The organism is Luteimonas terrae (assembly GCF_031457535.1).
Lineage (GTDB): Bacteria > Pseudomonadota > Gammaproteobacteria > Xanthomonadales > Xanthomonadaceae > Luteimonas > Luteimonas terrae_A.
The window spans coordinates 272,900-284,409 of sequence record NZ_JAVDWO010000001.1 but is presented as its reverse complement, the minus strand read 5'-3'; the positions used below and the strand labels follow the sequence as shown (position 1 = coordinate 284,409).

Sequence of the window (11,510 nt, the reverse complement as noted above, 5' to 3'; positions counted from 1 at the left end):
CTCAACGCTCCTTGCGCTTGGATTGCAGATTGGCGACCAGCGCCTCGAGTTCGGCCAGTTCGTCGGCGCTGATGTCCTTGCGCTCCGACATCCACGCGACGAACGGCGACACCGAGCCCTGCAGGGTCTTCTCGACGAAACTTCCGACCGCGTTGCGCACGACGTCGTCCTGGCGCGCGGTGGCCGAGTAGCGGTACACGCCGCCATCGCCCTGCTTGCGCTTGAGGTACGACTTCGCGCGCAGGCGCTCCATCATCGTCAGCACCGTGGAGCGGGCCAGTCCGCGCGGTTCGCCGAAGCTGACGGCGACCTCACCGACCGAGGCGGCATCGTGTGCGGCGATGTGCTGCAGCAGGGCCAGTTCCTGGTCCCCGACGGTCTTGTTGCGCATGGCGTGATCCTGGTTGACTACAACTGTAGGCAGATTGCACCTGACTACATCTGTAGTCAATAGGTGGTAAGTCATAGCCACGTCTGGTGAGCGCCGACTCCTCGCGGTGCGTTGAAAGGGTGCTGGCCGGCCGACGGCCTGTCTGGCGTTGGATGGAATGGGCGCCTGGTCCCGCCGCATCACGAAGAGATTCCCCATGTCCGGATTTCCGCTGCGCGCGTTGCCGCGCGTGTTGATCGTGCTGCTGCTGTGGGTAGGTGTGAGCGCTGCGGCCTTCGCTGCCGACTGCGCGTGCCGGTACACCGACAAGGCCGCGCTGCAGTCCGGTGCGCAGTCGATGGTGGACGGTTTCGTCGACGCGGTCCGCGCCAGCGGTCGGCCCGGCTTCACCGGCGTGCCCGTTGTCGTCGAGACCACGCCGAGCCTGATCCTCGTCGATTTCGACCGGCGCACGATCTTCGTGCCGTGGTGGGACGACATGGATCCGGCGACACAGGCCGTGTTCGCCCAGTTGGCCGGCGATGAAGCCGCGGGCCGTCAGTTGTTCGATCTGCTGTTCCAGCAGTTCTTCGTCGTACACGAAGCCGCTCACTGGCTGCAGTTCCAGGCATCCGGGCTGCGCGACAACGACGCGTTCTTCGACCAGGTGGATCACTACCGCAACGAGTCCGAGGCCAACGCGTTCGCAGTGGCCTACTGGATGCGCACGCCGGAGGGCGTCGCGTTTCTCGATGCAATGGCGCCGGTCGTCGCAAAGGCGCACGCGATGCTGCCCGACCCGGTGCCGACGGGGACCACGGCACCTGCCTATTTCAACGACAACTACGAGGCGCTCGGTCGGGATCCGATGCAGTACGGCTGGTACCAGTTCCAGTTCGTGCTCGATGCGCTCGCGCAGCGCGAGACCCTGTCGCTGCCGGCGCTGGTGGCGGGCCTCGAGCGTGGCGATCCCCAGCCGCCGCGCATCGGCGCGCTGTGGATCGATCCGAACGCCGCGCCCGGCCTGCTGGTGGATCTGCCGCGCTGAAGAACCCGGGCGGCATGCCCGATACCGGCGCTAGTCGAGCGCGAACGATCCCGTCTGCACCTTGCCCGCCCGCACGTAGCGCGACACCACGATGCCGGTCGGCGACACGATGGTTGTGTCCAGCGAGAACGCCGCGGCCTGCGCGTCATCGCCGAACAGCCGTCTGCCGGCACCGAGCAGCACCGGGAAGGTCATCAGCTGCAGGGTATCGACCAGATCCGTGGCCAGCAGTTGCCGCACGAGCGCGCCGCTGCCCTGGGTCAACATGTCGGGCCCGTCCTGTGCTTTCAGGGCGCGCAGCGCGCCGATGACGTCGCCGCCGAGTGCGCGGCTGTGCGGCCAGTCCAGCGAGTCGGGTCGATGCGTGGCGACGTGCTTGGTCACGCCGTTGAACAGCGTGGCGAGGTCGGCATCGCCACTGTTCTCAGATACGCGCGGCCAGTGCGCGGCAAAGATGTCGTAGGTGCGGCGGCCGAGCAGCAGCTCGAAGGGCTGCGCGAACAGCGCGGCCATCGCCTCGCCGAAGACCGCGTCGGCGAAGGGCACGGTCCAGCCGCCGTGGATGAACCCGCCCGTGGTGTCTTCCTCGGGCCCGCCTGGCGCCTGCATCACGCCGTCGAGGCTGACGAAGGCGGCCACCATGAGTTTGCGCATGCGTGTCTCCGGTTGCGTAGCGGCCGCGCGGCGCTTTCATCATGACGACGCCCACGCATCCTCGAAATCGACATGTCGCACGTGCGGCGCTGCGACGTATGCGCGCGCAGCACGGGGTTATGGGCAGCGACGGGCCATGCGCATGGGTTCACATCGGCGTGGCTAGACTCGCCGCCACTCCATCCGCGGACCTCTCGCCATGATCAAGCGCTTCGCTTCCGTTCTTCTCGTCGGCCTGCTCGCCGCCTGCAGCGCACCTGCCGAACGCACCGACACCGTCATGCCGACCGGCGGCCCCGACAAGGCCACCGTGACCAACGAAGCCGAGTGCACTGCGGTGGGCGGGCAGTGGACCCAGCTTGGCCGTGCGCCGGTCAAGCAGTGCCTGCGCCAGACCGCAGATGCCGGCAAGGCATGCACCGAGTCGGAGCAGTGCGAAGGCCAGTGTCTTGCTCCCGAGGGCAGTGTCGACGGGACCCAGGTCGGCGGCACCTGCAGCGTCGACACCAATCCCTTCGGCTGCCAGCAGCGTGTACGTGACGGCGTCGCTTCGACGATCTGCGTCGACTGAACGAGGCGCATCGCCCGGCGTGACACCGGGCGATGGCCGCGGAAACTTCATGGGCTCTGCATAAGGCGGGGCATAGGGTCGGGCTTCACTCGCGCCCCGGAGGCGTCATGACCCGTCCCATCTTCAAGCTTGGTGTGCCGATGCTGCTCGCAGTCGCATCGGCGCCCGTGTTCGCACAGCAGCTGCAGCAGCCGACGACGCCTGCGCGTGCTGCCACGCAACCCGCCGCGATGCCTGCGCCCCCTGCAGTGCCGGCGACGCCTTCGCAGCGCGGCCAGCCGCCGGGGACGATTCCGTCCACCGGTCCCGCACCGCAGATGCGACCAGAACCGGCGACGCCGGCGACCGCGCCGGTCACGCCTCGGGCAATGCCGACCCAGGTTCGGGATGCCCAGGGCCGCATCGTGCCGGGCGCGCAGGAAGTGGTCCCCGGCCGCGCACGCGATCCGGTGACCGGTCAGGAGTTCCAGACGACGCCGACACCGCGTCCGCTCTAAGTCCGTCCGACGCGCCGCCGGCAACCGGCGGCGCGCATGCCCACATCAGTCCAGCGTCGGATAGTCCGTATAGCCGGCGTCGCCGCCGCCATAGAACGTCGCCTGATCGGGCGTGTTGAACGGCGCGTCCTCGCGCAGGCGGCGCACCAGATCCGGATTGGCGATGAAGGGCCGGCCGAATGCCACCGCATCGGCATGACCCGACGCGACCGCCGCTTCGGCGTCGGCCTTGTCGTAATCGTTGTTGACGATCCACGCGCCACGGCCGCCGGCCCCGGCATACGCCGCCTTCAGCGCGGCGTAATCGAACGGCGCATCGCCCTGGGTGTAGTCACGCTCGCCACCCGTCGCGCCTTCAATGACGTGCACGAACGCGAGACCCAGTGGTGCCAGCACCTCGACCACGTGTGCGAACAGCGGCTGCGGATCCGGGTCGTGCGCGTCGTTAGCCGGCGTGACCGGTGAGATCCGGATGCCGGTGCGATCGCCACCGATCTCTTCGACCACGGCGCGCATGACATCACCGAGGAAGCGTGCGCGATTTTCGATGCTGCCACCGTAGGCGTCGCTGCGCGTGTTGCTGCCGCTACGCAGGAACTGGTCGATCAGGTAGCCATTCGCGGCATGCACCTCGACGCCGTCGAAACCGGCATCGATCGCCGCGCGCGCGGCGCGTCGATAGTCCTCGACGATGCCGGGCAGTTCGTTGAGCTCGAGCGCGCGCGGCGTGGACGTGTCGACGAAGGCGCCGTTGCCGTCGGCGTCATGGATGAAGGTCTTGCCCTTGGCGGCAATCGCCGAGGGCGCGACCGGCGCCTGGCCATCCGGTTGCAGCGACGTGTGCGAGATACGGCCGACATGCCACAGCTGCACCACGATGCGGCCGCCTTCGGCATGGACGGCGTCGGTGACGCGGCGCCATCCCTCGAGCTGCTCGGGCGCGTACAGGCCGGGCACATCGGCGTAGCCCTGGCCCTGATGGGTGATCGCAGTAGCTTCGGTGACCAGCAGGCCGGCCGTCGCGCGCTGCGCGTAATAGAGCGCGGTGCGCGGCGGTGGAATCGCGTTCGGCGAGCGGTTGCGGGTCAGCGGCGCCATCACGACGCGATTGGCGAGCGACAGCGCGCCGGCGGTCAGGGGATCGAACAGGGTGGGCATCAGGGGGAGGTTCCAATCGGTGAGCGCCTGACCTGCTGGGTGCGGGGCCGCTTTTCAAGCGCGGCGGCGGTATGGGGCACGGGATGCTTCGTTGCGAATGCGTGCGGAACTGTCATCCGCCGGTCATCACCGTGACCCAACCACGCAGGCGTTAGCGTCCCGCCACCTGTCCTGGAGGGGCCGTGATGCCGCAAACGATCACCTGTATTTCCGTGTGCCACGTCGCGGCAACGCCACGATGAGCGTGCTCGACCAGATCGGCGCCGCGGTCATGCGGGAGCTCGCCCTGCCGGACGTGGACACGACGACCACCATCGTGGTGCGCGTGCTGGTCGCCGCGGTCCTGGGCGGAATGGTGGGCTGGGAACGCGAGCACAAGGGTCGCGCGGCCGGATTGAAAACGCACATTCTGGTGTCGATCGGTTCGGCACTCTTCGTGCTCGCCCCGTTGCTCAGCGGCATCGACGGCGGTGATGTGACGCGCGTGATGCAGGGCATCGTATCCGGCATCGGCTTCCTCGGTGCGGGTGCCATCCTCAAGCTCGACAAGGGCGAACGCGTGCAGGGATTGACGACAGCGGCAGGCGTCTGGATGACGGCAGCAATCGGTATGGCCGCCGGCATGGGGCAGGAGATGGTCGCGCTCGCGACCACCGTGATGGCCCTGCTCGTCGTCGGCGCAGTGCCGAGACTGCAGCGCAAGGATCCGTCCGACGCTGACGACATGCAGCCCGATGAGTGATGCCGGTGTGCGCACGGGACTGAATGATTTGGGCGCGTATTCGGGTTTTAACGACGGCGGTTTCATCTGATGCCCCGCACGGTGTGGGTTCGAACCCAACGCACGTGGAGATTCTCCAGATGAGCAGGAAAGACGAAATCCAGGACGGCGGCCGCGACCTCAATCGCGATCCCATCAGCAAGACGCCCGGTGCCCATCCGGTCGGCGTCGGCGTGGGCGGTACTGCGGGCGGCGTGGCGGCAGGTGCTGCGGCAGGCACAGTGTTCGGACCGGTTGGCACACTGATCGGCGCAGCAATCGGCGTAATCGCGGGTGCGGCTGTGGGTAAGGGCGTCGCCGAGCGGATCGACCCCACAGGTGAAACCGAATACTGGCGCGACGCGCATCGCGAACGCGATTACGTGAAGACCGACCACGATTACGATCGTGACTACGCACCCGCCTACGGCTTCGGGCTGCAGGCACGCGAAGCCGATCGCACCCGAGACTGGGGCGAATCCGAGGCGTCGCTGCGCAAGGAGTGGGAGTCGGCGCGTGGCGAGTCACGTCTGGCCTGGGAAGATGCGCAACCGGCGGTGCGTGACGCCTGGGACCGCACGGACCGGACCTACGATCTCTACGAGCGCAGTGACGCCTACTACGCCGACGCCTTCGAAAGCGCGCCCTACCGTGATGCCGACGCCGACTACACCCAGTATCAACCGGCCTATCGCTACGGCGCTTACGCACGTACGCGTCATGCGGACCGTGCGTGGGACGACAGCCTGGCGGCCGAGTTGGAGCGCGACTGGGCCAACCGTCGTGGCGATTCGCCGCTGGACTGGGACCGCGCGAAGGCGGCAGTGCAGGATGCGTACGTCTCGCACGATCGTTACAGCGGCGGCAGTTACATCCGCGAAAACAGCGGCCGCGACGATACGGACAAGTTCCGCGTCGGCTGAGCTTGGCTTCGTTTCAGAGTAGACGAGGGCGCGCCGTTGGCGCGCCCTTTTTCTTTGGGGAAACGCAGCAAGGGTCTACATTGTGCGGTCTGGTCATTCAGCTGCTAGATGCGTGCCCGGTGCCGCCGGATGGGGCACCGGCCAACCGAAATACACCTCGACCGCGTGTATAAGTCCGTCGCGGATCGTCAGCACTTCGGTGTTGCGGCCCACGCTGCCGTCGCTGCGCGTCTGCTCGTAAGTCAGCAGCACCGTGTCGCCGTGCTCGACGACACGCACGAAGCGGAAGCCGACGATTTCGGCCTGCGTGGGCCAGCAGATCTCGAGATAGGTGTTCAGATCGATCCCGTTGTCCAGCGGACTGGTGAAGTGCAGGTCTGCTGCCAGTACCGCGTCGAGCGCGGCGCGGTCACCGTCTGCATAGGCCTGGAAGCAAGCGCGCGCGATGTCGGCATTCGTGCGCATGCTGCGCCTCAGCCCTTGCCGCCGAGCTCGACCACGGGCGTGAACCCGCCGTAGATCATCCGTTTGCCGTCGAACGGCATCGGGTTCTTTTCGGGATCCATGCGCGGATCGCTGCCGTCCATCATCTTCGCGAACGCGGCATCGCGGGTGGCCTTGTCCGGCCACTCGATCCACGAGAACACGACCGTCTCGTCGTCCTTGGCCTGCACGGCCTTGCGGAAGTCGGTGAGCGTGCCGTCCGGGACATCGTCGGCCCAGCACTCGAGCACGCGCGTGGCGCCCAGCTCCATGAAGAACGCATCGCCGCTGGTGGCGTGGTCGACGAACTTCTGCTTGTTGGCCGTCGGCACGGCGATGACGAAACCATCGATGTAGGACATGGCGGAACTCCTGTCGGGGCGCGGATGCGCGGGTGCACTACAGCACCGTGCTGCAGTTTTCCTGGAGAACGACGCCCTAGGGCAGCGCGTTTCGACATGCCGCCGCCGCGTATTCAGCCGTTCCTGCGCCTAGAGGCGCTCAGGCGTCTCCCGTCTGCGTATCGAACGCGCCCAGGATCGGGCAGGGGCCCCGACCACCGTGGCCGCAGCGCTGTGCGAGGGTGGCCAGCGCGTCGCGTGCCTGTTGCAGTTCGGCGATGCGCGCATCGAGCGCGGCAATGCGTTCGGTAGCCAGACTGCGCACGCGTTTGCGGTCATGCGTGGCATCGAGGGCCAGCAGTTCGGCGATGCCGTCGAGAGTGAAGCCGGCCGCCTGCGCGCTGCGGATGAAACGCAGCCGGCGCAGATCAGCTGCGCCGTAGCGACGGATGCGCGCGTCGCGCGTCGGCGTGTCCAGCAGGCCGCGGCGCTGGTAGAAGCGCACGGTCTCGACTCCAACGCCGCCCGCATCCGCCAATGCGGAGATGGTCATCGTGTCCACGCTTGACTCCGTACCATGGTACGGGGGGTATACAGGACGGCATCCGATGCCGGCAAGGCGTCCACCTGAGGAGATTGCGATGACGACGTCCCCCACCCGACCGCGCGCGGTGCTCCATCGCATGGTGATGCCCGGCCATGTCTGTCCGTTCGGCCTGAAGGCGCGGCATCTGCTGCGCAGCCATGGCTACGAAGTCGAAGACCACTGGTTGGAGACGCGCGAGGCCACCGATGCGTTCAAGGCCGCCCACGACGTCAAGACCACGCCGCAGGTGTTCATCGACGGCGTGCGGATCGGCGGCTATGACGATCTGCGCAGGTTCCTCGGCCTGAAGGTGCGCGATCCGAAGGCGACGACGTATCGACCGGTCGCCGCGCTGTTCGCGATGACCGCGTTGATGGCGCTCGCACTGTCGTACGCGGTGTACGGGTCCGTACTGACGGTGCGCGCAGCGGAGTGGTTCGTCGCCTTGAGCATGTGCGTGCTGGCGCTGCTGAAACTGCAGGACGTGCAGACGTTCTCCAGCATGTTCCTCAATTACGACCTGCTGGCGAAGCGCTGGGTGCCGTACGCGACGCTGTATCCATTCGCCGAAGGGCTGGCCGGCGTGCTGATGCTCGCCGGCGCCTTGACCTGGTTTTCCGCGCCACTGGCGCTGGTCATCGGCGGCATCGGTGCGGTCTCGGTATTCAAGGCGGTCTACCTCGAGAAGCGCACGCTCAAGTGCGCCTGCGTCGGTGGCGGCAGCAACGTGCCGCTGGGGTTTGTGTCGCTGACCGAGAACCTGATGATGGTCGCGATGGCGATCTGGATGCTGCTGGCGCCCGTGCTGTGGCCGGGCCTGAACGCGGCAATGTAGGGCGTGTGCGGGGCTGCGCGTCATTCGACCTCGAACGCGCCGACGAACACCGTCTCGCGTGCGTCGGAGAGCCGCAGCGTGACGCGCTGGTCGGTTTGTGCCGCAGTGCCGAAGCCGGTGCTGAGCCACAGCGTGAGTGTGGTCGCACCGGTCACCACTTGCTGGCGCTGGCCGAAGAAGTTCGCTTCCACGCGGTACGTGCCCGGCTTGGCATCGCGCAGTGCGAATTCCTCCGGGCCGTAGCCGCGGGTGAAATCCGGCGACATGCGCGCGCCCTGACGGGTCAGGCGGTTGCCGTAGTACGCCTTCTCGCCATCCGGGTCGGTGACCCACAGGTCCATGTCGCTGTCGTCGCTGTCCCAGCTCAGTACCGCGCGCAGATCCAGCGGCAGATTGCGCAGCAGACGCGGGTCGATCGCGGACGTATCGAGCGGCGTCGCTGCGGTTGCAATCAGCGCGTTGAGCTCGGCCAGCGCAGTCAGTTCGATCTCGGCGAAGCGGCCGTTCCAGTCGCCATCCACGACGTCTGCGAGCAGATGGACCGCGCGCTGGCGTTCGCCGGTCGCCGCATAGGCAAGCGCGAGATCACGCAGGCTCTGCGGCTCCTCCGGCCGCATCGCGAGGACGCGTTCGAGCACCGGTACCGCGAGATCGTCGCGCTGCAGTTCGCGCAGGCGATAGGCGAGCACGCGCAGCACATGCGGGTTGTCGACATCCAGCTCCGCGAGGTTCGACAGCACGCGCAAGGCAAGCGCGGTCTCGCCGCGACGTTGCAATACATCGGCGGCATCGAGATAGAACGCGGTGCCCTGGACTTCGGCATCGCGCGCATCGAGATAGCGCGCATAGACTTCGCCATCCGGTGCTTCACGCAATCGCCGGGCGAGCGGGGCGTCGGACTGCCAGGGGTTGAGGCGGATTGTCGCGGCGGGCGCCTGCGCGTCGCTGGATGCATCGGCCACATTGCCGGCGCGCGCGCGTGAAGCAGTCGTCTGCGTGCGATCGAGCGGCATCGGCGACGAGGCTGCTTCGGCCATCACCATCGGCGCGGCCGCAGCCATGGGCGCCGGTGCGGGTGGCGCCGGGGGCATCGAATCGTCCACGCCCTGCGGCGCGGCGATCTGTTTCGGTGGGGCGTCTTTTGGAAACACGCGCGCCCACCACGCGATCCGTTCGGCCCAGCCGCGCGCGACCGCATCGCGTCGTGTCTGCCGGTCGCGTACCTGCGTGATCTCGGCCTGCGCACGCGCGGAGGCCACTGCGTCGGCGATCGAAGCCGGCGCTTCGATGTCGAAGCGCACGTAGTCCTCGATGCGTTCGAGCACCAGCAACGAGGTGCCCGGCGTCACCAGACCGAAGCGCTGACCGAGCGCGGCGATGCGCTGGCGGTTGCGCTCGGGTTCGGCCTGTAGCGCCGCCAACTGGAAGCGCGCCCATTGCAGCGCGGCCAGTTCGCCCTGCGGCGTGCGCGCGGCGTCGATCGACAGCGGAATCCGCTGCGTGCGGCCTCCTGCATGCACGACAAGCGTCAGATCGGCATGCGGCGCATCCAGTCGGCCGGCGATGCGCAGGATGCCGTTCTCCGCCACGTTCGATTCGGCGACCAGGTCGCGCGCACCGGTGCCGTCGATCGCTTCGAGCCTGGGTGCATCACGCAGCAGTGCGCGGGTTGCAGCGGGCAATGCAGCGACAGTGCGCAACGGGATCGCACGCCCGCCACGGGCCTGCGCGAGCGCTGCCAGTCGTGTCGCGTCACCGTTCGCGGACTGCACCGCGTACAGACGCTGGCCGTCGTCGAAGGCCGGGAACGATTGGGCGCCGTGGTTGAACAGGCCGTCGCCGAACAGCAGGAATTCGCGGGCGCCCGCTGACGGCGTCCAGCCACCGGCTGCACTCGCGCCATCGTAGACCGTCGATTCCAGTTCGCGCCGCAGCGCCCGCCAGTCGCCGTCGCGCACCTGGAATTTCACCGGCGCGTCCGCGACATCCCGCAAGCGCAGCAGTTCGACTTCGATATCGCCGGCGGCGCGAAAATACGCATCCAGCAGCGCGAACTCCAGCGCATGCGCGCGTTCTCGCCCGGACATCGAGCTGTCCCACAGCAGCCCGATGCGCTGCGGCAGCGCACGCGGCGCGTCGGCCGCGTCCACCGGCACATCGGCCACGAACCAGGTCGCGCCGTCGCGTCGTTGCCATTGCACGAAAGGACGCCGTTCTGAGGGCACTCGCAGCGTCGCAATGCCCGCATCCGCCACATCGCCAGCGCGCAGCGTGACGCGGTGCACGTCGCCGGACCGCGTGATCGGGGGTGTGCCGACCAGCCCGGACAGTGACGGGCGACCGGTGGTCTTGAGCGTCAGCTCGATGCGATCGAGTCCGCGTGCGAACGCGAGGGGCAGGTCCACCGTGTCGGTGCGTCCCTCGCGCTGCAGCGTCGCCATCAACACCAGTCGCACATGTCGCGTGCCGCCGGGGGCGAACGGATAGACGCGCAGCCGGAACGCATCGCCTGCAGTGTGCTCGAGCAGGCCCGGATCCACACCCTCGCGGACAATGGTCTCGAAGACTTCGCGGCCCCGGTCCTTCGGCACCGGCACCGCGTCGCGCAGCGCGCCGTCGATATCCAGCGAGAAGCCGACGATCTGCTGCCCCGGCGCGAGCGGAAACTGCAGATTGCCTTCAAGCACGCGCTGCGTGGGATTGCGCAAGACCAGATCGATCGTCGTGCGCGCGACACCCGCGCCGGCGTCCACGCGCATCGAAGCGGACTCGAGCCGCACTGGAGATTCGCCTGCATCGGCGACGATCAGCGCCGGCGCAGCGAGATCGGGCAGGCGTTGGGCCGTGGTCATCGTCGGCAGCAGGACGGCCAGGCAGAGCAGGGCGCACAGGCATGAGCGGAGACGGGGCATGGCGACATCCTTGGGGAGTGGTGTCGTCAACGGGCGTGCGCTGCAGGTGGGGTTGCGGCGGGTGCGCGACGCCTTCACGTACCCATTCAGATAGGTGCGAGAGGATCGCCGCCTTCATCGATTCTCCGGAGCACCGCCATGAGCGCACAGGGTTCGGCTGGCAACGTCATTGCCGCTATCTGCAGTTTCTTCATCCCCGGCCTTGGCCAGCTGGTGCAGGGCCGCATTCTCTCGGCCATCCTCTGGTTCGCCGCCGGCTGCATCGCGTTCGTGATCACCTGGCTGCTCACGGTGTCGCTGCTGCCGTTCGGCTGGTTCGTGGTCAGCATCTTTGCCTGCATTAACGCGGCGGTGTATCGCCGCTGACACAGC

At 67.7% G+C, this 11,510-nt stretch carries 14 protein-coding genes; 7 read left to right on the top strand and 7 right to left on the bottom strand.

Going from position 1 to position 11,510, the window contains the following annotated elements; genetic code table 11:
- Window position 1: 1 nt before the first annotated feature.
- The gene (locus J2W68_RS01180) at window positions 2-391 is read right to left on the bottom strand and encodes a BlaI/MecI/CopY family transcriptional regulator (protein ID WP_310231863.1); all 390 of its coding nucleotides are present in this window, start codon (window positions 389-391) and stop codon (window positions 2-4) included.
- A 196-nt stretch (window positions 392-587) separates the two neighbouring features.
- On the opposite strand from J2W68_RS01180, the gene J2W68_RS01175 reads away from it, so the two are divergent.
- On the top strand, window positions 588-1,418 hold the full coding sequence (locus J2W68_RS01175) for a hypothetical protein (RefSeq protein ID WP_310231860.1): 831 nt from the start codon (window positions 588-590) through the stop codon (window positions 1,416-1,418).
- Between the two features lie 30 nt (window positions 1,419-1,448).
- Here J2W68_RS01175 and J2W68_RS01170 read toward each other — a convergent pair whose 3' ends face one another.
- On the bottom strand, window positions 1,449-2,072 hold the full coding sequence (locus J2W68_RS01170; protein WP_310231857.1) for a dihydrofolate reductase family protein: 624 nt from the start codon (window positions 2,070-2,072) through the stop codon (window positions 1,449-1,451).
- Between the two features lie 199 nt (window positions 2,073-2,271).
- Between J2W68_RS01170 and J2W68_RS01165 the strand changes: the two genes are divergently transcribed.
- Window positions 2,272-2,643, top strand: coding sequence for a hypothetical protein (locus J2W68_RS01165; RefSeq protein WP_310231854.1), 372 nt, complete (start codon window positions 2,272-2,274; stop codon window positions 2,641-2,643).
- Window positions 2,644-2,750: 107 nt separating this feature from the next.
- Window positions 2,751-3,140, top strand: coding sequence for a hypothetical protein (locus J2W68_RS01160; protein ID WP_310231852.1), 390 nt, complete (start codon window positions 2,751-2,753; stop codon window positions 3,138-3,140).
- A gap of 45 nt (window positions 3,141-3,185) precedes the next feature.
- Here the strand turns inward: J2W68_RS01160 and J2W68_RS01155 are convergent, their stop codons facing one another.
- The gene (locus J2W68_RS01155; protein ID WP_310231850.1) at window positions 3,186-4,298 is read right to left on the bottom strand and encodes an alkene reductase; all 1,113 of its coding nucleotides are present in this window, start codon (window positions 4,296-4,298) and stop codon (window positions 3,186-3,188) included.
- 244 nt (window positions 4,299-4,542) lie between these two features.
- Between J2W68_RS01155 and J2W68_RS01150 the strand changes: the two genes are divergently transcribed.
- Both J2W68_RS01150 and J2W68_RS01145 read left to right on the top strand, forming a co-directional pair.
- Complete coding sequence (locus tag J2W68_RS01150) at window positions 4,543-5,040, top strand: MgtC/SapB family protein (protein WP_310231847.1); 498 nt, start codon at window positions 4,543-4,545, stop codon at window positions 5,038-5,040.
- A 119-nt stretch (window positions 5,041-5,159) separates the two neighbouring features.
- On the top strand, window positions 5,160-5,981 hold the full coding sequence (locus J2W68_RS01145; protein ID WP_310231844.1) for a hypothetical protein: 822 nt from the start codon (window positions 5,160-5,162) through the stop codon (window positions 5,979-5,981).
- A 93-nt stretch (window positions 5,982-6,074) separates the two neighbouring features.
- Here the strand turns inward: J2W68_RS01145 and J2W68_RS01140 are convergent, their stop codons facing one another.
- The 3 genes from J2W68_RS01140 to J2W68_RS01130 all read right to left on the bottom strand — a co-directional run bounded on the left by J2W68_RS01140 (window position 6,075) and on the right by J2W68_RS01130 (window position 7,358).
- Window positions 6,075-6,446: a nuclear transport factor 2 family protein gene (locus J2W68_RS01140; RefSeq protein WP_310231841.1), complete on the bottom strand. Its 372-nt coding sequence runs from the start codon at window positions 6,444-6,446 to the stop codon at window positions 6,075-6,077.
- Window positions 6,447-6,454: 8 nt separating this feature from the next.
- Window positions 6,455-6,826, bottom strand: coding sequence for a DUF1428 domain-containing protein (locus tag J2W68_RS01135; protein ID WP_310231838.1), 372 nt, complete (start codon window positions 6,824-6,826; stop codon window positions 6,455-6,457).
- Window positions 6,827-6,965: 139 nt separating this feature from the next.
- Window positions 6,966-7,358 carry a MerR family transcriptional regulator gene (locus tag J2W68_RS01130; protein ID WP_310232429.1) on the bottom strand — a complete coding sequence of 131 codons (393 nt, stop codon included), beginning with the start codon at window positions 7,356-7,358 and terminating at the stop codon, window positions 6,966-6,968.
- Between the two features lie 88 nt (window positions 7,359-7,446).
- Between J2W68_RS01130 and J2W68_RS01125 the strand changes: the two genes are divergently transcribed.
- A complete protein-coding gene (locus J2W68_RS01125) occupies window positions 7,447-8,226 on the top strand; it encodes a glutaredoxin (protein ID WP_310231836.1) in 780 nt (259 codons plus the stop codon).
- 20 nt (window positions 8,227-8,246) lie between these two features.
- Here J2W68_RS01125 and J2W68_RS01120 read toward each other — a convergent pair whose 3' ends face one another.
- Window positions 8,247-11,138 (bottom strand): VIT domain-containing protein, encoded by a 2,892-nt coding sequence (locus tag J2W68_RS01120; RefSeq protein WP_310231833.1) that lies wholly within the window; start codon window positions 11,136-11,138, stop codon window positions 8,247-8,249.
- A gap of 138 nt (window positions 11,139-11,276) precedes the next feature.
- Here J2W68_RS01120 and J2W68_RS01115 point away from each other — a divergent pair, with 138 nt between their 5' ends.
- Complete coding sequence (locus J2W68_RS01115) at window positions 11,277-11,504, top strand: hypothetical protein (protein WP_310231830.1); 228 nt, start codon at window positions 11,277-11,279, stop codon at window positions 11,502-11,504.
- Window positions 11,505-11,510 lie beyond the last annotated feature (6 nt).

Bases quoted from the DNA above. Each gene is read 5' to 3' on its own strand.
- J2W68_RS01140 (WP_310231841.1), bottom strand. From the start codon at position 6,446: ATGCGCACGAATGCCGACATCGCGCGCGCTTGCTTCCAGGCCTATGCA.
- J2W68_RS01170 (WP_310231857.1), bottom strand. From the start codon at position 2,072: ATGCGCAAACTCATGGTGGCCGCCTTCGTCAGCCTCGACGGCGTGATG.
- J2W68_RS01115 (WP_310231830.1), top strand. From the start codon at position 11,277: ATGAGCGCACAGGGTTCGGCTGGCAACGTCATTGCCGCTATCTGCAGT.
- J2W68_RS01130 (WP_310232429.1), bottom strand. From the start codon at position 7,358: ATGACCATCTCCGCATTGGCGGATGCGGGCGGCGTTGGAGTCGAGACC.
- J2W68_RS01165 (WP_310231854.1), top strand. From the start codon at position 2,272: ATGATCAAGCGCTTCGCTTCCGTTCTTCTCGTCGGCCTGCTCGCCGCC.
- J2W68_RS01135 (WP_310231838.1), bottom strand. From the start codon at position 6,826: ATGTCCTACATCGATGGTTTCGTCATCGCCGTGCCGACGGCCAACAAG.
- J2W68_RS01155 (WP_310231850.1), bottom strand. From the start codon at position 4,298: ATGCCCACCCTGTTCGATCCCCTGACCGCCGGCGCGCTGTCGCTCGCC.
- J2W68_RS01180 (WP_310231863.1), bottom strand. From the start codon at position 391: ATGCGCAACAAGACCGTCGGGGACCAGGAACTGGCCCTGCTGCAGCAC.
- J2W68_RS01145 (WP_310231844.1), top strand. From the start codon at position 5,160: ATGAGCAGGAAAGACGAAATCCAGGACGGCGGCCGCGACCTCAATCGC.
- J2W68_RS01160 (WP_310231852.1), top strand. From the start codon at position 2,751: ATGACCCGTCCCATCTTCAAGCTTGGTGTGCCGATGCTGCTCGCAGTC.
- J2W68_RS01120 (WP_310231833.1), bottom strand. From the start codon at position 11,138: ATGCCCCGTCTCCGCTCATGCCTGTGCGCCCTGCTCTGCCTGGCCGTC.
- J2W68_RS01125 (WP_310231836.1), top strand. From the start codon at position 7,447: ATGACGACGTCCCCCACCCGACCGCGCGCGGTGCTCCATCGCATGGTG.
- J2W68_RS01175 (WP_310231860.1), top strand. From the start codon at position 588: ATGTCCGGATTTCCGCTGCGCGCGTTGCCGCGCGTGTTGATCGTGCTG.